The organism is Halorubrum sp. SD41 (genome assembly GCF_058630335.1).
On record NZ_JBZVGZ010000032.1, the window covers coordinates 14,935 to 33,295 of the forward strand.

The following is an 18,361-nucleotide window of genomic DNA, read 5'->3' on the forward strand; positions in this document are numbered from 1 at the left end:
GGCGATCGGACGTGTGACCCCCGCGAACGCGACGTCCGATCTCGCGGTCGCCGAGACGCCCGAACTGGTGCGCTTTTGAACGCGGGGGACCTCCGTCCGCGTATGACCGAAACGCTCAGGCTCGCGACCCGCGGGTCGGACCTCGCCCTCCGACAGGCCGAGACCGTCCGCGAGGCGCTGTCGAGCCGGCGCCGCGACGTCGAACTCCGACAGGTGGAGACGCGCGGCGACCAGATCCCCGACGAACTGATCCACCGGCTCGGGAAGACGGGCGCGTTCGTCCGCGCCTTAGACGAGGAGGTGCTCGCCGGCGACGCCGACCTCGCGGTCCACTCGCTGAAGGACCTCCCGACCGAGGAGATGGACGACCTCGTCGTCGCGGGCGTCCCCGAGCGCGCCCCCTCCGGCGACGTGGTCGTCCACCCCGACGGGCTCGGCATCGAGGACCTTCCCCCGGGCGCCGTCGTCGGCACGGGCTCGCTCCGACGGGGCGCGCAGATCCGGGCGGCGCGGCCCGACCTCACCGTCGAGCCGATCCGCGGCAACGTCGACACCCGGATAGAGAAGCTGCTCGCGCCCGGGCTCCAGGCGGAACACGAGCGGCGCCTGATCGCCTCCGGCGAAGAGCGCGCGCTGACGGCGGAGGGTGACGACGGCGAGGAGGAAGATACCGCGGGTGACGAGTCCGACGAGGTCGACGAGGAGTTCGACCGCACCGTCGAGGAGTGGTTCGACTCGCTGTCGGACCTCGAACGCGCCGCGATGGAGCGGAAGGTCGAGACCGAGTACGACGCGGTCGTCCTCGCCGAGGCCGGCCTGCGCCGATCGAACCTCTTCCACGAGGTGGAGACGACGCGGCTCCCCCGCGAGGAGTTCGTCCCCGCGGCCGGCCAGGGCGCCATCGCGGTCACCGCGAGCGACCCGGACGTGATCGAGGCGGTCCGCGACGCGGTCGATCACCCGCGGACCCGCGTGGCGGTCACCGTCGAGCGGACGGTCCTCGGCGAGCTCAACGGCGGCTGCGTCGCGCCGATCGGCGTCTCCGCGATGGTCCAGGGCGAGCACGTTCACGTCCGCGCGCGTGTGCTCTCGACCGACGGCACCGAGGAGGTGGCCGACACCCGCGACCTGCCGATCCGGTCGCACGCGACGGCCGCCGCCGAGTTCGCCGCGGACCTCGCGGAGCGCGGCGCCGACGACCTGATCGCCGAGGCCCGCGAGGAGGCGGAGACCGGGGAGGACGATGAGTGAGGACGCTGCCGGTACCGATCCGGGTCCGGGATCGAACGCGGACGAGCCCCCGACGCGCGGCCGCGACGACCGAGTCGGTACCGTGTTCCTCGTCGGCTCCGGGCCGGGCGACCCGGACCTGCTCACCGTCAAGGCGAAGCGGCTGATCGAGTCGGCCGACGTGGTCCTCCACGACAAGCTCCCCGGTCCGGAGATCCTCGGCGAGATCCCGGAAGCGAAGCGCGAGGACGTCGGGAAACGCGCCGGGGGAGAGTGGACGCCCCAGGAGTACACCAACCGGCGCATGGTCGAGCTGGCCCGCGAGGGGAACCGCGTTGTCCGCCTGAAGGGCGGCGACCCGTTCGTCTTCGGCCGCGGCGGCGAGGAGGCCGAACACCTCGCGGAGGAGGGGATCCCCTTCGAGGTCGTCCCCGGCGTCACCTCGGCCATCGCCGGCCCCGCGGTCGCCGGCATCCCGGTGACTCACCGCGACCACGCCTCCTCGGTCTCGTTCGTCACGGGTCACGAGGACCCGACGAAGGACGAGTCGGCGGTGAACTGGGACGCGCTCGCGGCGACCGGCGGGACCATCGTCGTGCTGATGGGGGTCGGGAAGCTCCCGGCGTACGCCGCCGCGCTCCGCGACGCCGGCCTCGACGGGGACACGCCCGTCGCGCTCGTCGAGCGCGCCACCTGGCCCGACACCCGCGTCGCGACCGGCACGCTCGACACCATCGTCGACGCCCGCGACGAGGCGGGGATCGAACCGCCCGCGGTGACCGTGATCGGCGACGTGGCGGCGACCCGCGACCGCGTCGTGACCTTCCTCGAAAACGCCGGCTCTGCCCCCGTACAGTCGGCGAGCGAGGATCAGGGAGAAGACGAGTCGGCCGGGGGTGACGAGGCGTGAGCGGCGACGGGGCCCGAAGGCCGCGCGTGGCCGTCTTCCGCCCCGACGACGAGCGGATCGAGGCGGCCGTCGAGCTGCTCCGCTCGCTCGGCGCGGAGCCGGTCGCCGACCCGATGCTCGAAGTCGAGCCGACGGGGGCAGTTCCGGCCGACGCGCCGCTCGTCGTGCTCACGAGCAAGACGGGCGTCGAGCTGGCCGCCGAGGCGGGCTGGGAGCCGGGCGACGCCGACCTCGCGGCCATCGGCCCCGCCACGGCCGCCGCCGCCCGCGAGGCCGGCTGGACCGTCGATGTCGTCCCCGACGAGTACACCTCGGCGGGGCTCGTCGCGGCCCTCGAACCCCGTGTCGCCGGCGAGCGCGTCGTCGTCGCCCGCTCCGACCACGGCAGCGACGTCCTCCTCGACGGGCTCCGGGAGGCCGGGGCCGAGGTGACCGAGACCGTCCTGTACCGGCTCGCGCGACCGACCGACGCCGGCGACTCCGCGGCGGCGGCCGCGGCGGGCGACCTCGACGCGGCCGCGTTCACCTCCTCGCTCACCGTCGACAACTTCCTCGCGGCGGCCGCGGACCGCGGCGTCGAGGACGCGGCCCGCGCGGGACTCGCGAACGCGGTGGTGGGCGCCATCGGCCCGCCGACCGCGGAGACGGCCGCGGACCGCGGCGTCGACGTCGACGTCGTCCCCGACGAGGCGTCGTTCGAGAGGCTCGCGACCGCGGTCGTCGACGCGCTGGACGTGGAATCGACCCACCACGACTGACGCGCTGGGCCCGATGGGAACCGCGACAGTAGCTGTCGATCTCAGGCCGAATCTCTCGCGCTGATAACAGACGGCGGCCGCGCCGGCGACGTCCACACGCACCTCTCGGCGCGGATGGCACGTCAACGGGACCGCGCTGACGAGTCAACCGACTCGGGCTGCCGACCGGACCGGTCGAGTATCAACCGGGATATTTGGAGGGTGTAATTTATACCCTCGGATGTGATAGGATGTGCCATGGAACCGAGCGAGCGCTGGCTGCTGCGGGTCGAGGACGACGTCCTCGTCGTCGAGTTCCCACACGGGACTGGACTGAGCCCCGCGGACGGCGAGGCGCTGCTCGATCGGTGGCGGGGCGCGACGGACCCCAACACCGTCAACGCCGTCGTGATCGTCGTGCGGACGAGCCGCCCGTGTTCGGACGCCGGACGCCGGGCGCTCCGCGAGTCCGCGCAGATCGCGGTCGCCCGCGGCGTCGACCGCTTCGCCGTCGTCGGCGAGCGCTCGAAGCGTCGGTACCTCAAGCGGACCATCGACGTCGAGGGGGTCGACACCGAGTCGTTCAACGACGACGACGCCGCGCTGCGGTGGGCGAAGTGCCCGTCCGCGGCCGCCTCGTCCGTCGAGACCTCCTCGTAGGTCACGGGACCCTCTCCGTTTCTCGCGACGCGACAGCGACGGCGACGTGGCTACGGTTCGGCCGTCTCGATGCCGGCCGCCTCGACCACGCGCTCCGCGTGCCGCGTCGCGCGCTCGCGGACCGCCGCCGCGTCGATCCCGACGTGCTCGCCGTCCGCGTAGCGGACCGCGCCGTCGACCATCGTGAAGACAACGTCGTCGCCGTGGGCGGCGTACACCAGGTGGGAGAGCGGGTCGTGGAGCGGCGTCGCCCGAGTCAGGTCGGTCGTGAGTCCGATCACGTCGGCGCGGTACCCCTCGCGGAGCGCGCCGAGGCGGTCGAAGCCGGCGGCGCGGGCGCCGTGGGTCGTCGCCATCTCCAGCACGGTCGCGGCCGGGAGGCGCGTCGGGTCGCGGGCGTCGACCTTCCCGAGCAGGCTCGCCTGCCGCATCTCCGTGAAGGGGTCGAGCGTGTTGTTGCACGGCGGGCCGTCGTTGCCGAGCGCGACCGCGACCCCGCGGTCGAGGTAGTCCTGGACCGGGGCGATCCCGGAGGCGAGCTTCATGTTCGAGGAGGGGCAGTGGGTGACGACCGTGTCGGTCTCGGCGAGCACCTCGCGCTCGCGCTCGTCGGTGTGGACGCAGTGCGCGAGCGTCACGTCCGGGCCGGTCAGCCCGACCTCGTCGAGCCAGAGGACGTTTCGCTTCCCGGTGTCGGCCTCGACCGTCTCGATCTCGTCTTCGTTCTCGCTGGCGTGAGTGTGGATCGTCACGCCGTCGTACCGGTCGGCCAGCTCGCGGCAGCCGCGCAGGCAGGCCTCCGTGCAGGTGACGGCGAACCGCGGCGTCACCGCGTACCGGACGCGACCGTCGGCGGCGCCGTGGTACTCGCGAATCAGGGCCTCGCTCTCGGCGAGCGCGGCGTCGGTCTCCTCGATGAGCCCGTCGGGCGACTCCTTGTCCATCAGCACCTTCCCCAGCCGCGCGCGGATCCCGGTCTCGATCGCGGCCTCGAACGCCTCGCCGGCGTGGTTCACCGAGAGGTGGTCGACGACCGTCGTCGTCCCCGATTCGAGACACTCCAGGTAGCCCAGCTCGGCGGCCGCCCGAGTCGCCTCGGCGTCCATCGCCGCCTCCATCGGGAGCACGGCGTCGAACAGCCAGTCGAGGAGGGCGTCGTCGTCGGCGATCCCGCGGCCCAGCGACTGGACCGAGTGGACGTGGCCGCCGACGAGCCCGGGCGCGACGACGTCGAACGCGCGCCGCTCGTGGTCGGGGTAGCGGTCGCGGAGTGCGGCCTCCTCGCCGACCGCGGCGATCGTGTTCCCCTCGACGACGACGGCGCCCTCGGGGATGACGGTCTCGGAGTCGGCGACGACGGTTCCGGCTATCAGCATGTCCGTCCGTTCCTGACGGTCGACCGGTAAGAGGCTGTCCGTTCGCGACCCCCCGCTCCCGTCCGTTCGGGGCCGCCGAGCGAACCACCCAAGAAACGGCGGACCAGCCCGCCGACAGCGACGCGATATTTAAATACGGGTGAGCGGCCGTGATGATTGCTTATAGATGCCGGTGCGGTGGCGCGTGCCTGCGAGCGGCCGACAGGCCGCGAGCAGCACCGCGCGAGGGAGTCAGCCGGCCGGAGCGAAGCGGAGGCCGGCTGACGAGGCTGGGGAGGTGTGAGGCTGCTGTGCGGGGCGGGACTCAAAGGGGCAGCCGGGAGGACGCCGCAGACGACGCAAGCACCGCAGTGAGTGAGCGGAGCGAACGAGCGAGGAGCGCAGCGAGTGTGCGGCGTCCTCCCGGCTGGGGCTTTGGAGGTGTTCGCCGTCGATCCGTTATCAACCACTTATAAATGAGCCATCGTGGCCGTCGGCATACCACAATCGAATACTTATAAAATCACACCGCAATAAACGAATTCGACCTATTCCAGTCGGCGGTCGCGGAACGCGCGGATCACGTCCTGCCGGGCGATGATCCCGACGAGGCGCCCGTCCTCATCAACCACAGGAACGCGATTAATATCCGGGTCGTCGCCGACGAGCAGGTCGAGCACGGCGTCGACGTCGGCGTCCGGCGTCACCGTCGCCACGTCGGTACTCATCACCTCGGAGATCGGGCGGTCCGCGTTGCGGAGCATGTCGACGCCGAGGTCGATGTCCGCCCACGGTCGCTTGATCTGATAGGAGAGCGTGTCCACGAACGGCGGGAGCCCGATCGGGATCCACAGCGTCTCGTCCTCGGGCTCGAACAGGTCGACGAGGTCGGACTCCGTGACGACCCCGACCACCCGGTCGTCGTCGACGACCGGGAAGCCGCTGAACTCGTAGCGGGCGAACCGCTTGAACACCTCGGCGACGTCGTCGTCGGGCGAGACCGTTTTTACGTCCGGTTCCATCAGGTCGCGGGCGGTCAGTGTCATACCGAAGCGTCACGGCGGGAGGCCGTAGGCGTTTCGCCCCGGCGGCGCGGCGGGACGGGCGACGCGCCGCTCGCCGACGCAACGGACTTAGGGACCGGGAACGCAGTCGTCCACATGCACCGGAAGGGTCACGTCGGGGCGTCGCTCGTCGTCTACGCTCCGTTCGGGTTCCTCGTCACGGCCCTCGCCTCGATCGAGTTGGGCGCCGTCGGCGCCGCCGGCGTCGCCTCGCTGGCGATGGTTCCCGACCTCGACATGCGCGTCCCCTTCGTCAAACACCGAGGGATCACCCACACCGTCTGGTTCGCGCTGCTCGTCGGCGTCGCCTTCGGGGCCGTCGGGCTGGCTGTCGGCCTCCAGACCGGGGCCGTCGAGGCGCTGTTGTTCGGCGGCGTCGCGTTCCTGTTCGGCGCCGTGACGATCGTCTCGCACCTCCTCGCCGACGCGCTCACGCCGATGGGGATCCGGCCGTACGCGCCCGTGCGAGACACCGAGTACACGTTCGACCTGTTCACGGCGGCGAACCCGCTCGCGAACTACGGACTCCTCGGGCTGGGCGGCGTCGTCGTCGCGGTCGCGCTCGTCGCCGGTGAGGCGGTCCCGGTGTAGGAGAACGGCCAAGTGTGATTGTTCAGTCGGGAGTTCTGCTGAGGGAGAACTGTGTCAGCAGCATCACAGACAGCCGGAGGAACCGTTCAGGTCGAAGCCGGGTCAGTCATCATCGTCGTCATCGGCGTCTCCGTCCTCAAAGTCGGGTAGCCCGGGAGTGATACAGTCTGTGAAACACATCGTGAACGCCGTCGTCTCGTCAATCTGCGGCTGAGGGTTACCTCGGCGTCGCCGGTCAGCTACCTCCGCTGCACACTTCATCGCACACCAGACCACCACTGCTTGAGGTATATCTCCAACCGACGGGAGGTCGACCATCGTGGCCGACTTGTTATGTCACGCGTTAATAAATTCTTCTTTACCTGAATCAGCGAGTTCAGAATAGTCGGCTTCGAGAGATTCACCGTTTTCTCGAATTTTGTCGAATCGGCGCTTCAGCTCGGCGGCAGACAGTGGATGATACTCAGCCGCTGCGTCGAAGTCTCCCTCTTGGAGCGCGTCGTTGAATGCCTCCGGATCGTCAGCCGACTCATACAACGACCTGACCTCTCTGACGATGACTGCCGTGCGATCCTCGCCGAGCAGCCGGTCTTTGATGCGTTTGAGCATGAGGGGGATAGATATGAGCATTACAGTCTGTGGACATAAATTTTGGGAAGCTTTAAATACGGCATCGATTGTTATCCCGAGCGTTCAGGACAAGATCAGTTGTTACTGTGAGCGTCAACAAAATGTTAGATGGCCGGGGTGGGCTCCGAACCCACGATCTCCGCATGTCCCAGGTCCGAGGCTCGGCGGAGCCACGGGAAGGACGCGGACGCTTCCAAGGCGTCACCGCACCGAATCTCCGAACCCTATGAGTGCGGCGCTATGTCCAGCTAAGCCACCCGGCCTCACCTTTTCGTACCGCGATGAGACTCTTTAACCTTCCCATCCGTCGGGAGGTTGTGAACCGATCGCAGATCGCCGCGGGCGGTCGCTTCGAGCGCCGACGCGAGGGCGGAGACGAACCGGCGCGTGCGCACCGCGGACGCGTTCGACCCGCGCTCGCGGCCGACCCAGCGGATTTATGCCGGGCGCGGCGTATCCCGGGCGTATGAGCCTCCCCGAACTGCTCGCGGCGACCGTCGGCGACGAGGACGTCGTCGCCGAGGTGCCGCTGGGCGGCGACGATCGACTCGCGGTCACGCCCACCCGGACCCTCGTCTTCCGCGGCGACGGGCTCCTCTCCGACGAGTCCGTCGACGAGTACGGCCACGACGTCGAGCGGATCGAGGTCTCGACGGGCCGCCGCAAGGCGAAGATCACCCTCGGGTACGGCCTCGACGGCGACGAGACGCTCTCGGTCCCCGCCAAGCGCGTCGACGACGTCCTCCACCCGGTCCTCGCCGGCGTGCTCTCGGCGAGCGGCGTCACCGGTCCCGGTGAGACGGTCGTGCGCACGTTCCGCTTCTCCGAGCTCACCCTCATCGTCACCAGCGAGCGGCTGGTCAAACACATCGGCTCGGCCGTCTGGGACGCCGACTTCGAGGAGTTCCACTACGCGGACCTCACCGGCCTCGACTTCGAGGAGGGGACCGTCGCCACCGCGGTCGTCCTCGTCCACGACGGCCGCTCGGAGCGGTTCAAGGCGCCCAACGAGTCCGCCCGGGCGGTCCGGGAGACGCTCGCCGACGCGGTGTGCTCGTTCCACGGCGTCGACAGCCTCGAAGAGTTCCGCGTCGCCGCCGCCGAGGCCGAGGAGTCGGCCCCGGACGCGGAGCCGAGCGGGACGACCGACTTCGGCGAGGGGCCCGACCCGCTCTCGGCGTCCCCCGCCGCCGACGCGGAGGCCGAGGCCGACGGGCTCGAAACGGAGCCGGACGGCGCGGCCGACGCCGCCGATCCGACCGGCGAGCCCGACCCCAGTTCCGCGGCCGACGACGCCGCCGATCCGGGCGCCGCGCCGTCGCAGTCGGCCGAGTCGGTTTCCGAGTCGTCGGAAGCCGCCGCCGAGTCGTCGGAAGCCGACGACGACGATCCGCTGGGCGCGGACCCCCTCGCAACGGACGCGAGCGTCGGCGACGCGACCGCGGACCCCCTCGACGACGCGACCGCGACTGAGTCCGCGTCGACCGACGAGGGGATCGAACGGGAAGCCGACGAAGAGCCCGCGTCGACGGTCGACGCCGAGGCGCTCGCGGCGGACGCGGCGGTGACCGACTCGACGACCGGAGACCCCGCTGCCGACGCCGACCCCGTCGCCCCCGAGGCCGACGCCGACGGCCCCGTTCCCGGGGACGACGCGTTCGACGGGTCGCCGTTCGAGAGCGCCGGCGTCGAGGACGCCGACCTCGCGAGCGAGGTCGCCGCGCTGCGGCGTACCGTCGAGGCGCAGTCCGAGCGCCTCGACCGGCAGTCGGCGCTCATCGAACAGCTGATCGAGGAGCTTCGCCGAGGTCGGTGACGGAGCCTCTCGTCCCTGCGGCCCACTCCCCGGGAACGGCCGGTCCGATTCTCTCGGCTGAAACTCGCGTCGGATCCGTTATCCGACCGGCGGCGAACCATCGACCGTGATCAGCGGACTCGGCGCCCGTGCCGGCGCGGTGTTGAGCGATGTCTCCAGCACGCAGGGCCGGCTGGCGGTCACCGCCGCCATCGCTCTCCTGACGCTCGCGGTCGGGTGGCTACTGTTACCGAAGGCCGTCCGCGCCGGCGAGCGGACCGCCTCGAGCTGGGTCGAGCGGCTCGTCGACGAGCGCCTGGCGGAGTCGACCGAGGGCGCGGTCGAGACGCTCCGAGACGGCGTCCCGTCGTCGTTCATCCTGCGGCTCGCGGTCGGGTTCCTCCAGATCGCCTTGTTCGCGCTCGCGGGCGTCGCCGTGCTGACGCTGTGGGGACGGTTCGGACTCGTGGTCGCGGTGTTGCCCGTCGCGGAGAACGCGCTCACGGTCGGCACGCAGGTCGTCGTCTCGGCGGTGTTGCTCGGCGGCGTCTACGTCGTCAGCGACGTGATAGAGACGTACGTCGCCGACCTGTCGGCCGACAGCGACCGGATAACCGCCCACCAAGAACAGCTCCTCACCCGGCTCGCGCAGGTCGGATTGCTCCTGCTCGCCGGCATCACCGTCCTCGGTGTCTGGGGCGTGAACCTCGGCGGCCTCCTCGTCGGCGCGGGCTTCCTCGGCATCGTCCTCGGGATGGCGGCCCGACAGACGCTGGGCTCGCTCCTCGCGGGCTTCGTGCTGATGTTCTCGCGGCCGTTCGAGATCGGCGACTGGGTGGAGATCGGCAGCGAGGAGGGGTTCGTCACCGACATCACGATCATGAACACTCACATGCGTAACTTCGACGGGGAGTACGTCGTGGTGCCGAACGACCTCGTCGCCAACCAGGCGATCACGAACCGGAGCCGCGAGGGCCGCCTCCGGATCCACATGGAGGTCGGGATCGGCTACGACGACGACCCCGACGAGGCGGCCGGGATCGCAGAGGACGTCCTCTCCGGGATCGACACGATCGCGAACAACCCCGAGCCGTACGCGATCCCGTCGGGGTTCGGCGACTCCGCGATCCTCCTCGACCTCCGGTTCTGGATCGACCCGCCGACCCCGCAGGCGCGGTGGCGCTCGAAGGCGACCGCGGTCGAGGAGATCCAAGAGCGCTTCGCCGACGCCGGCATCTCGATCCCGTACCCGCAGCGGACGGTCTCGTATCCGCCCGAGACGGCGGAAACGGACGAGACCGTCGAGCGCGTCGAGCGGGCCGACGAGCCGGCCGACGGCCGGCCGCGGGACGGCTCGGTGTGAGAGCGTCCGGCGCTCGTCGGACCGCGGTCCGCGGCCGCGCTTACAGCTTCTCGGACGGTCCCGTGTACCCGCTCGGAAGCGCTGAGCCGCGACCGGTGAACAGGCGCTCGAACCGCTCGATGCGCTCCAACACGTAGCTGAGCGCCGCCGTGAGCGAGTCCGCGCCGATGGACAGCAGGTGGCGCGCGCCCTTCGTGCGGTCGGCGTGATAGAAGCTGATCTCGCCTTCCGGCTCGGTGTTCCGCTCCGGCATCACCACCAGGTCCTGTCTGCTGGGGTCGTGCCGGAAGACGAGGACGTCGGTGAGCGAGTCGGTCCCGTAGGTGACCACGTCGTGGCGGACGCTCCACTTCTCCGGCGTCTCCTCGGCGAGCGCGTCCGTGTCGACGACGTTCCGCATCGTCGTCGCCGTCGAGACGCGCTCCAGTCCGGACCCGCGTCGCTCCCGAAGCCACGCGAGGATCCGCTCGACGACGTCGCGGAGGCCGTCGGGGCTGGCGAACCGACCGGCCGACCGCTCCGCCGGCAGCGACCCCCGCGTCACTTCGGTTCGCTCTCCCATGCGAGAACCCCCGTCCTCATCGTGTTAATAGGTACCGGTCGGGACCCTCACCCGTTTCGCCGTCGAGCCACCGGTTCCCGGCCCGACGGCGCCCGATCCGCGGCTCACCGGTCTCGACCGAACCCGGCCGCGAACGTCGCCTCGTCGACGGCGAGGACGGTCGGGCGTCCGTGCGGGCAGGCGTACGGACGGTCGCACTCCCCGAGGCGGTCGAGGAGGTCACGGAGGTCGGCGTCGGCGAGGTCGTCGAAGTCGCCGCGCTTCAGCGACGGGTGACACGCGAGGTCAGCGAGCAGGTCGTCGCGCGCGTCCCGCGCCGCGCCGCGGCCGGTGTCCGACCCCGACAGCGCCGCGAGCGCGTCGCGGAACGCGTCCGCGTCCGCCGTCCGGCCGAACGGCGCGGGGACGGTCCGCAGCCGGCGCGTGCCGCCGCCGAACGCCTCGGTCTCGAAGCCGAGCGCGGCGAGGTCGTCGGCGTGCGCCCGCGCGGCCGCGGCCTCGTCGGTCGACAGCGAGACGGTCGCCGGCGGGTCGAGCGCCGCGGTCGGCACCGGGTCGCCGTCGAACGCCCGGGCGAGGCGCTCGTAGTTCACCCGCTCGTGGGCGGCGTGGCCGTCGACCACGAGCAGTTCGTCGCCGGCCTCGACGAGGACGTAGAGGTCGCGGAAGACGCCGACCGGCTCGGCGTCCGCGAACGCTCCGGGACGCGACCCGTCGCCCTCGCCGACGGGGTCGAGCGCGGAGCCGAGGTCAGTGTCGACGTCCGCGGAGCGCCGGAGGTCCGCGCCCGTGAGCGCGTCCTCGACCACGGAGGCGACCGCCTCGGCGACCGCGTCGGCGTCGCGGAGCCCGACCTCGCGCTTGGCGGGGTGGACGTTCGGGTCGACCCGGGCGGGCGGGAGCGAGACGTCGACCGCCGCGACCGGCTCGCGGCCGTCCGGGAGGAGCCTGCCGTAGCCGTCGCGGACCGCGGCCGCGAGCCGGTCGTTCCGGACCGGGCGCCCGTTCACCGAGACGCGGACGTGGTCGCGGGCGGCGCGGGTCACGGACGGGTACGCCAGCGCGCCCGAGACGCCGACGTCGACGAGGGGCGCGTCGCGCTCGCCGGCCGCCCCCGCGTCGACGCTCGCGTCGACGGTCGTCGACCGGCTCGCCGTGTCGCGGTCGTACACGGCGAGGAGGGCGTCCGTGCGGTCGGTCCCGGGGGTCGACAGCGTCGCCGACCCGTCGTGGTCGAGCGAGAACGCGACCGAGGGGTTCGCCAGCGCGTAGTCGGCGACGAGCGAGGAGATCCGCGCGAACTCGGCGTCCGCGCCCGCGAGCGACTCGCGGCGTGCCGGCCGGGTCGCGAAGATGTCCTCGACCACGACCGTCGTGCCGCGGGCGCGGCCGGCGGGCTCGACGGTGGGGTCCTGCCCGTCGACGACGACCCGCGTGCCGACGCCGTCGCCGGGGCTCGTCACGAGTTCGAGCCGCGCGGCCTCGGCGATCGCCGCGAGCGCCTCGCCGCGGAAGCCGAGCGAGTCGACCCCGACCGGGTCGCCGTCGGGCGCCAGCTTGCTCGTCGCGTGCCGCTCGACGGCGCGGGCCGCGTCCTCGCGGGCCATCCCGCGGCCGTCGTCCGCGACGCGGATCCTGTCGGTGCCGTCGCCGTCGACGGCGATCTCGATCCGCGAGGCGCCCGCGTCGAGCGCGTTGTCGACGAGTTCTCCCACGACTCTCGCCGGCCGAGTGACGACCTCGCCGGCCGCGATCCGGTCGACCGTCTCCCGATCGAGCCGCCGGACGCGCCCCTCGATCTCGTCCGGGTCGCCGCGGGCCTCGGCGGCGTCCTCAGTTGCGTCTCCGCGGGCGCCGGTGGCGTCCCCCGTTGTGGACGCGCCGGGATCGCGGTCTCGCTCACCCGTCATCGTCGATCTTCGACTGGAGGTCGTGGAGTGCGTTCAGCGCCTCGATCGGCGTCATCCGCGCGAGGTCGAGGTCGCGGAGTTCCGCGGCGAGGTCCGGGGGCGCCCCGGCGGCGGCCTCTCCATCGGCCTCGTTCGTCGGTCGCGTGCGGTCGCTCTCGGGGGGACCGGTCGGTGAGTCGCCCGCCTCCGGACTCCCCTCGTCTCGCTCCGCCGACGCCTCCTCCGCGAGGAACTCCCGCAGCGACGCGTCGCCGTCGGGGTCCGCGTCGTCGGGCATCTCCTCGTGCGTCGCCCCCTCCGAACCGGTCTCTGTCCGGCCCGCCTTCCGGTCCCTGTCCGCCTCCTCCGCGGCGACGAGGTCGCGGGCGCGCTCGACGACCGGGGCGGGAACCCCCGCGAGTTCCGCGACCTCGACGCCGTACGACGACGAGGAGGCGCCGGGGACGACCCGGTGGAGGAACGTCACGTCGCCGTCCTCGCGGGTGGCGGTAAAGTGGAGGTTGAAGACGCGCTCGCGCTCGTCGGCGAGGTCGGTGAGCCCGTGGTAGTGGGTGGCGAACAGCGCTGTCGCGCCGAGCTCGTCGTGGAGGAACTCGGCGGCCGCGCGGGCGATGGCGCGGCCGTCGGTGGTGGCGGTCCCCCTGCCGACCTCGTCGAGCAGGACGAGCGAGTCGGAATCCGCGTCGTGGAGGATCTCCGTCAGCTCGCTCATCTCGCGCATGAACGTCGACTGGCCGCCGGCGATGTCGTCGGAGGCGCCGACGCGTGTGAACAGCCGGTCGAAGACGGGGAGCGTGGCGGCCTGCGCGGGGACGAACGAGCCGGTCTGCGCCAGCACGACCGCGAGCGCGACAGACCGCATGTACGTCGACTTCCCGCTCATGTTCGGCCCCGTGATCACGGCGACCGAGCCGCGCGGGAGGTCCGCGTCGTTCGGGACGAACGACTCCTCGGTCCGCTCGACGACCGGGTGTCTGCCGCCTTCGATTTCGATGCCTGCGGAGGGATCTCCGGTCCCGCCGTCGTCGACGTCGTCACCCCCCTCGCGCAGCTCCGGGCGGACGTAGTCGCGCTCGACCGCGACCGCGGCGAGCGACGCGAGCGCGTCGAGCTCGGCGAGCGCGTCCGCGAGCCCCTGGATCCGCTCGGTCTCGCTTGCGACGCGGTCGCGGACGTCGACGAACAGCTCGTACTCCAAGGCGTCCGCGCGCTCGGCGGCGCCGACGATCTCCTCCTCGCGCTCCTTCAGCTCCGGCGTGACGTAGCGCTCGCTGTTCTTCAGCGTCTGTCGGCGCCGGTAGTCGTCGGGGACCTTCTCGACGTTGGCGTCGGTCACCTCGATGTAGTAGCCGTGGACCTGGTTGTGACCGACCGACAGCGAGTCGATCCCGGTGCGCTCGCGCTCGCTCGCCTCCAGGTCCGCGACCCACTCGCGCCCCTCGCGCTCGGTCGCGCGGAGGTCGTCGAGGTCGTCGTCGAACCCCTCGCGGATCACGCCGCCCTCCGTGATCTCTTGGGGCGGGTCGGTCGCGATCGCCCCGTCGATCAGCTCGCGGACCTCGGTCAGCTCGTCGAGCCGGTCGCGGAGGTCGCGGAGGTGGTCGGTTTGAGGGAGCGCGGGGTCGCCCTCGTCGGCGGCGTCCGTCGCGTCGGCCCCGTCGCCGTCCACCCTCTCCGCCCCCGCGAGCGTCGCCTTCAGCTCCGGGACGACCGCGAGCGTCCGGCCGAGCGAGCGGAGGTCACGGGCGTCCGCGCGGCCCCGCGAGACGCGGCTCACCAGCCGTTCGAGGTCGTAAGCGGTCGAAAGGGCGTCGGCGACCCCCTCTCGCGCGAGGCTCCGGTCCGCCAGCTCGCCGACGGCGTCGTGGCGGCTCCGGATCGCGTCGGCGTCGACGAGCGGGCGACGGAGCCAGCGCTCTAAGCAGCGGCGGCCGAGCGCGCAGTTCGTCTCGTCGAGGACGTCGAAGAGCGTGTCGCTCGCGCCGAGCCCGCGGTTCTCGAACAGCTCCAGGCTGCGCTGGGCCGCCGCGTCGAGCCGAAGGCGGTCGCGGGGGTCGTACCGTCGGATTCTGGTGACGTACGCGAGCGGCCCGTCGTCGCCCTGCGTGTACTCGGCGTACGCGAGGACGGCGCCCGCAGCCCGCAGCTCCGCGTCGGACTCGAACCGACGCTCCGGCGCCGGGAGGTACGGCTCTAAGCGCTCGGTCGCCGTCCGGCGGTCGAAGGCGCCCGCGCCGTAGTCGTGTGTCGTCCACCCCCGCTCCGCGTCCGGGGGGTCGAAGTCGGGCGCGTCCGGGCCGGCGATGAGTTCCGCCGGGGCGACCCGGTCCAGTTCGCCCGCGACCGCGTCCCGGTCGCCGGACGTGACGAGGCACTCGCCCGTGGAGACGTCGACGGCGGCGAGGCCGACGGTCCCTGCGGAGGTCGCCTCGTCGCCCGTCCCGCTCTCAGCGTCGGCCGCGACCGCGGCCACGTAGTTCGTCGTCCCGGATTCGAGGAGGTCGTCCTCGACGACGGTGCCGGGCGTGATCACCTCGGTGACGGCGCGGTCGACGAGACCGGACGCCTGCTCTGCGTCCTCGACCTGGTCGCCGAGCGCGACGCGGTAGCCCGCGTCGAGCAGGGATTCGAGGTACGGCGCGGCGTTGTCGATGGGGATCCCGGCCATCGGGTAGTCGCCGGTCGAGTCGGAGCGCTCCGTCAGCGTCACCTCGCAGACGCGGGCCACTGTCTCGGCCGCCTCGCAGAACGCCTCGTAGAAGTCGCCGACCTGGAACAGCACCAGGGCGTCCTCGTGGGCGGCACAGAGGTCGGCGTACTGCGAGAGCATCGGTGTGAGCTCCTCGCGGGCGGCCGCGATCCCGGGCGGCAGCCCGGTCGCCGTCTCTCGGTCCGCCGGTTCCATACCCCGTATCCGGGCGGCCGCGGGCATAAACGGTACGGAGGCGGCGGCGGGAAGTGGAGTGGGTCTCGCAGGGACGGCGAGACCCTTACGGTCCTCCGCCTCCGAATACGGCCGTGACGAACCGAACGATCGTCGTGGGGCTCGCCGGGGCGTTCGTCGGCATGACGGCGCTGCTCCTGATCGGCGGAGTCGTCCTCCACCCGATCGCGCTGGCGCTCGCGGTGCCGTTCGGCGCCGTCTCCTACTTCCTCTGGTACCACGCCAGCGGGCGCCTCCACGACCAGGCCCGGCGGTCCGCCGAGCAGGCGGGACCGACGGAGCGCGAACGGGCCAGGCAGCGCGCCCGCGCCGAGGCCAACCGGGAGCGCGCGTACCGCGCCGCCGGCGACGGCGGTCGGAGCGCGAGCGGGCGACGTGACGGCGCTCGCGGACCCGGAGGGCGGTTCGGGCCCGGCGGCCCCGGCGCGTCCGGAGCCGGTGACCCCCGCGACAGGGCCCCCGCAGCCGACCGCATGACCGAGCGCGAGGCGTACGAGACGCTCGGGCTCGACCGGACGGCGGACGGCGAGACGGTCCGGCGGCGCTACCGCGAGCGCGCGAAGCGGCTCCACCCGGACGGCGAGGACGGCGACGAGGAGGCGTTCAAGCGGCTCAACGAGGCGTACGAGGTCCTCAAGGAATAGCGCAGAGCCGTACGAGGTCCTGAAAGAGTAGCGCGGAGCCGTACGAGGTTCCGAAGGGCAAGGCGACGATTCACTCCGCGTCGACCGCGGCGGCGATAGCCCGCTCGGCGTCGTCCCGCTCTTCCCGCGTGTTGACGTTCGTGAAGGTGCGCTCGGTCGTCAAAGACCGGATCTCCTCGTCGCCGACGACGACCTCGTCGACTCGGTCCACGAGCGCGAGCACCTTCCGCTCGCCGCGGTCGAGCGCGCGGTCGCAGGCGGTCGCGGCCGGTTCGGTCGCGTACGCCGCCTGCGTCGTCTGGTACCAGCGGTCCTCCAGCCGCGGGACCGCGGCCTCGGCGTCCGCGGCCGCCTCGCGGAGGTGGTCGAGGAAGCTTGGGTCGACGAACGGCATGTCGCAGGCGACGACGACCGCGTACCGGTCGGTCGCGGCCCGGCACGCGTTCCGGATCCCGGCCAGCGGCCCGAGGTCGGGCTCGTCGTCGAGCGCCCAGCGGACGGGGAGCGGGACCCCGGCCAGCGCCTCGGCGATCGCCTCGCGCTGGTCGGGCCGGCAGTTGACGACGAGCTCGTCGACGACGGGGTCGCCGCCGCTCGCGCGGTCGGCGCCGGGCGGGACCGGGTCGTCGTCGCCCGCGAGCCGGTCCGCGACGCGGCGGATCATCGGGACGCCGGCGAGCTCGGCGACGGCCTTGTCCGCGTCGCCGAAGCGCGTCGAGCGGCCGCCTGCGAGGATGGCTCCGGTGGTCACGAGCCCGAATTGAACGGGGAGGGACTTCGCGGTTGCGGTGGGGCCACGCGCGGCGCTCGGGCGCCCCCCGAACGACGCTCTCGCCCGCCTATCCGCCCGAAAGCGACCCGTTAAGTGGCCGGCGACCCAACCGATGTCCATGCCAGAGGCCACGGATCTCGAGGAGCTGAAGCGGGGGACCGAGCTGGTCAAGCGCGGCTTCGCGCAGATGCAGAAGGGCGGCGTGATCATGGACGTCGTCAACCGCGAGCAGGCCCGCATCGCGGAGGACGCCGGCGCGGTCGCGGTGATGGTGCTCGAACACGTCCCGGCCGACATCCGGAAGCGCGGCGGCGTCGCGCGGATGCCCGACCCCGAGCGCGTCCCCGAGATCATCGACGAGGTGTCGATCCCGGTGATGGGGAAATCGCGGATCGGCCACCGCAAGGAGGCGGAGATATTGGAGGCGCTCGGTGTCGACATGATCGACGAGTCAGAGGTGCTGACGCCCGCCGACGACGAGTACCACACCGACAAGCGCGACTTCACGTCGCCGTTCGTCTGCGGCGCCCGGAACCTCCCCGAGGCGCTCCGCCGCATCCGCGAGGGCGCGGCGATGATCCGGACGAAGGGCGAGGCCGGCACGGGCGACGTGAACCAGGCCGTCAAACACCAGCGCACGATCAAAAACCAGATCCGGACACTCTCCGGCCTCAACCACGAGGAGCGCGAGAAGTGGGCCCGCGAGCACGGCGCCCCGCGCGACCTGGTCCACGAGACCGCCGAGGCCGAGCGCCTGCCCGTCGTCAACTTCGCGGCCGGCGGCATCGCGACGCCCGCCGACGCCGCGCTGATGATGTACCACGGCTGCGACGGCATCTTCGTCGGCTCCGGCATCTTCGGCGCGGAGGACCCCGAGGCGATGGGCACCGCCATCGTCGAGGCCGTCAACAACTGGGACGACCCCGAGGAGCTCGCCCGGATCGCGAGCGGCACCGGCAAGGGGATGAAGGGCCAGTCCAACGAGGACATGGAAGAAGAGGAGAAGCTCCAGGGCCGCGGCGTTTAAATAGTCTTTTTCGGCAGCGCGGCGACTTCTTATAAATGAAACTGCGGTGGCGCGCCCCGGTGAGCGGGCCCCACCGGGGGCCCCGAACCCCGGGGGGGCCCAGGTTCCCCTGTGGGCCCGGCGCCAAAACCCCGGCGCAGCAGGGGGCGGGGGGTTGGGGGCCCCCG

At 72.0% G+C, this 18,361-nt stretch carries 17 protein-coding genes and 1 tRNA gene; 9 read left to right on the forward strand and 9 right to left on the reverse strand.

Annotated features, from left to right (window positions below; all coding sequences use genetic code 11):
* Nucleotides 1-102: 102 nt before the first annotated feature.
* The 4 genes from hemC to AC4NMM_RS13615 all read left to right on the forward strand — a co-directional run bounded on the left by hemC (nucleotide 103) and on the right by AC4NMM_RS13615 (nucleotide 3,537).
* The gene (gene hemC, locus AC4NMM_RS13600; RefSeq protein WP_096394974.1) at nucleotides 103-1,251 is read left to right on the forward strand and encodes a hydroxymethylbilane synthase; all 1,149 of its coding nucleotides are present in this window, start codon (nucleotides 103-105) and stop codon (nucleotides 1,249-1,251) included.
* The gene (gene cobA, locus AC4NMM_RS13605; protein ID WP_096394975.1) at nucleotides 1,244-2,140 is read left to right on the forward strand and encodes a uroporphyrinogen-III C-methyltransferase; all 897 of its coding nucleotides are present in this window, start codon (nucleotides 1,244-1,246) and stop codon (nucleotides 2,138-2,140) included. The genes hemC and cobA overlap by 8 nt, the downstream gene beginning before the upstream one ends.
* Nucleotides 2,137-2,898, forward strand: coding sequence for a uroporphyrinogen-III synthase (locus tag AC4NMM_RS13610; protein WP_491924497.1), 762 nt, complete (start codon nucleotides 2,137-2,139; stop codon nucleotides 2,896-2,898). Before cobA ends, AC4NMM_RS13610 begins: the two co-directional genes overlap by 4 nt.
* 237 nt (nucleotides 2,899-3,135) lie before the next feature.
* Nucleotides 3,136-3,537: a hypothetical protein gene (locus tag AC4NMM_RS13615; protein ID WP_096394977.1), complete on the forward strand. Its 402-nt coding sequence runs from the start codon at nucleotides 3,136-3,138 to the stop codon at nucleotides 3,535-3,537.
* A 50-nt stretch (nucleotides 3,538-3,587) separates the two neighbouring features.
* On the opposite strand, the gene AC4NMM_RS13620 is transcribed toward AC4NMM_RS13615, so the two are convergent.
* The gene (locus tag AC4NMM_RS13620; protein ID WP_491924498.1) at nucleotides 3,588-4,913 is read right to left on the reverse strand and encodes a 5'-deoxyadenosine deaminase; all 1,326 of its coding nucleotides are present in this window, start codon (nucleotides 4,911-4,913) and stop codon (nucleotides 3,588-3,590) included.
* A gap of 527 nt (nucleotides 4,914-5,440) precedes the next feature.
* Nucleotides 5,441-5,938, reverse strand: coding sequence for a CBS domain-containing protein (locus AC4NMM_RS13625; RefSeq protein WP_491924499.1), 498 nt, complete (start codon nucleotides 5,936-5,938; stop codon nucleotides 5,441-5,443).
* 114 nt (nucleotides 5,939-6,052) lie between these two features.
* Here AC4NMM_RS13625 and AC4NMM_RS13630 point away from each other — a divergent pair, with 114 nt between their 5' ends.
* A complete protein-coding gene (locus tag AC4NMM_RS13630) occupies nucleotides 6,053-6,547 on the forward strand; it encodes a metal-dependent hydrolase (protein WP_096396245.1) in 495 nt (164 codons plus the stop codon).
* Nucleotides 6,548-6,649: 102 nt separating this feature from the next.
* Here the strand turns inward: AC4NMM_RS13630 and AC4NMM_RS13635 are convergent, their stop codons facing one another.
* The 3 genes from AC4NMM_RS13635 to AC4NMM_RS13645 form a co-directional block, all read right to left on the reverse strand.
* Nucleotides 6,650-6,865: a hypothetical protein gene (locus AC4NMM_RS13635; protein ID WP_491924500.1), complete on the reverse strand. Its 216-nt coding sequence runs from the start codon at nucleotides 6,863-6,865 to the stop codon at nucleotides 6,650-6,652.
* A gap of 18 nt (nucleotides 6,866-6,883) precedes the next feature.
* A complete protein-coding gene (locus AC4NMM_RS13640; RefSeq protein WP_491924501.1) occupies nucleotides 6,884-7,177 on the reverse strand; it encodes a hypothetical protein in 294 nt (97 codons plus the stop codon).
* 109 nt (nucleotides 7,178-7,286) lie between these two features.
* A tRNA-Met gene (locus AC4NMM_RS13645) sits at nucleotides 7,287-7,440 on the reverse strand.
* Nucleotides 7,441-7,643: 203 nt separating this feature from the next.
* On the opposite strand from AC4NMM_RS13645, the gene AC4NMM_RS13650 reads away from it, so the two are divergent.
* Together AC4NMM_RS13650 and AC4NMM_RS13655 are read left to right on the forward strand one after the other, a co-directional pair.
* Entirely contained in the window at nucleotides 7,644-8,993 is a 1,350-nt protein-coding gene (locus AC4NMM_RS13650; protein WP_491924502.1) for a DUF7115 domain-containing protein, read from the forward strand.
* Nucleotides 8,994-9,099: 106 nt separating this feature from the next.
* Nucleotides 9,100-10,335, forward strand: coding sequence for a mechanosensitive ion channel family protein (locus AC4NMM_RS13655; RefSeq protein WP_096394985.1), 1,236 nt, complete (start codon nucleotides 9,100-9,102; stop codon nucleotides 10,333-10,335).
* A 40-nt stretch (nucleotides 10,336-10,375) separates the two neighbouring features.
* Here the strand turns inward: AC4NMM_RS13655 and AC4NMM_RS13660 are convergent, their stop codons facing one another.
* The 3 genes from AC4NMM_RS13660 to mutS all read right to left on the reverse strand — a co-directional run bounded on the left by AC4NMM_RS13660 (nucleotide 10,376) and on the right by mutS (nucleotide 15,712).
* On the reverse strand, nucleotides 10,376-10,897 hold the full coding sequence (locus AC4NMM_RS13660; protein WP_491924503.1) for a hypothetical protein: 522 nt from the start codon (nucleotides 10,895-10,897) through the stop codon (nucleotides 10,376-10,378).
* Nucleotides 10,898-11,001: 104 nt separating this feature from the next.
* Nucleotides 11,002-12,807: a DNA mismatch repair endonuclease MutL gene (gene mutL / locus AC4NMM_RS13665; RefSeq protein ID WP_491924504.1), complete on the reverse strand. Its 1,806-nt coding sequence runs from the start codon at nucleotides 12,805-12,807 to the stop codon at nucleotides 11,002-11,004.
* On the reverse strand, nucleotides 12,797-15,712 hold the full coding sequence (gene mutS / locus AC4NMM_RS13670) for a DNA mismatch repair protein MutS (protein ID WP_491924505.1): 2,916 nt from the start codon (nucleotides 15,710-15,712) through the stop codon (nucleotides 12,797-12,799). The genes mutL and mutS overlap by 11 nt, the downstream gene beginning before the upstream one ends.
* A gap of 113 nt (nucleotides 15,713-15,825) precedes the next feature.
* Between mutS and AC4NMM_RS13675 the strand changes: the two genes are divergently transcribed.
* Nucleotides 15,826-16,395, forward strand: coding sequence for a DnaJ domain-containing protein (locus tag AC4NMM_RS13675; RefSeq protein WP_491924506.1), 570 nt, complete (start codon nucleotides 15,826-15,828; stop codon nucleotides 16,393-16,395).
* A gap of 70 nt (nucleotides 16,396-16,465) precedes the next feature.
* Here the strand turns inward: AC4NMM_RS13675 and mobA are convergent, their stop codons facing one another.
* Complete coding sequence (gene mobA / locus AC4NMM_RS13680; RefSeq protein ID WP_491924507.1) at nucleotides 16,466-17,146, reverse strand: molybdenum cofactor guanylyltransferase; 681 nt, start codon at nucleotides 17,144-17,146, stop codon at nucleotides 16,466-16,468.
* 139 nt (nucleotides 17,147-17,285) lie between these two features.
* Between mobA and pdxS the strand changes: the two genes are divergently transcribed.
* Nucleotides 17,286-18,194, forward strand: coding sequence for a pyridoxal 5'-phosphate synthase lyase subunit PdxS (gene pdxS, locus AC4NMM_RS13685; protein WP_096394998.1), 909 nt, complete (start codon nucleotides 17,286-17,288; stop codon nucleotides 18,192-18,194).
* Nucleotides 18,195-18,361 lie beyond the last annotated feature (167 nt).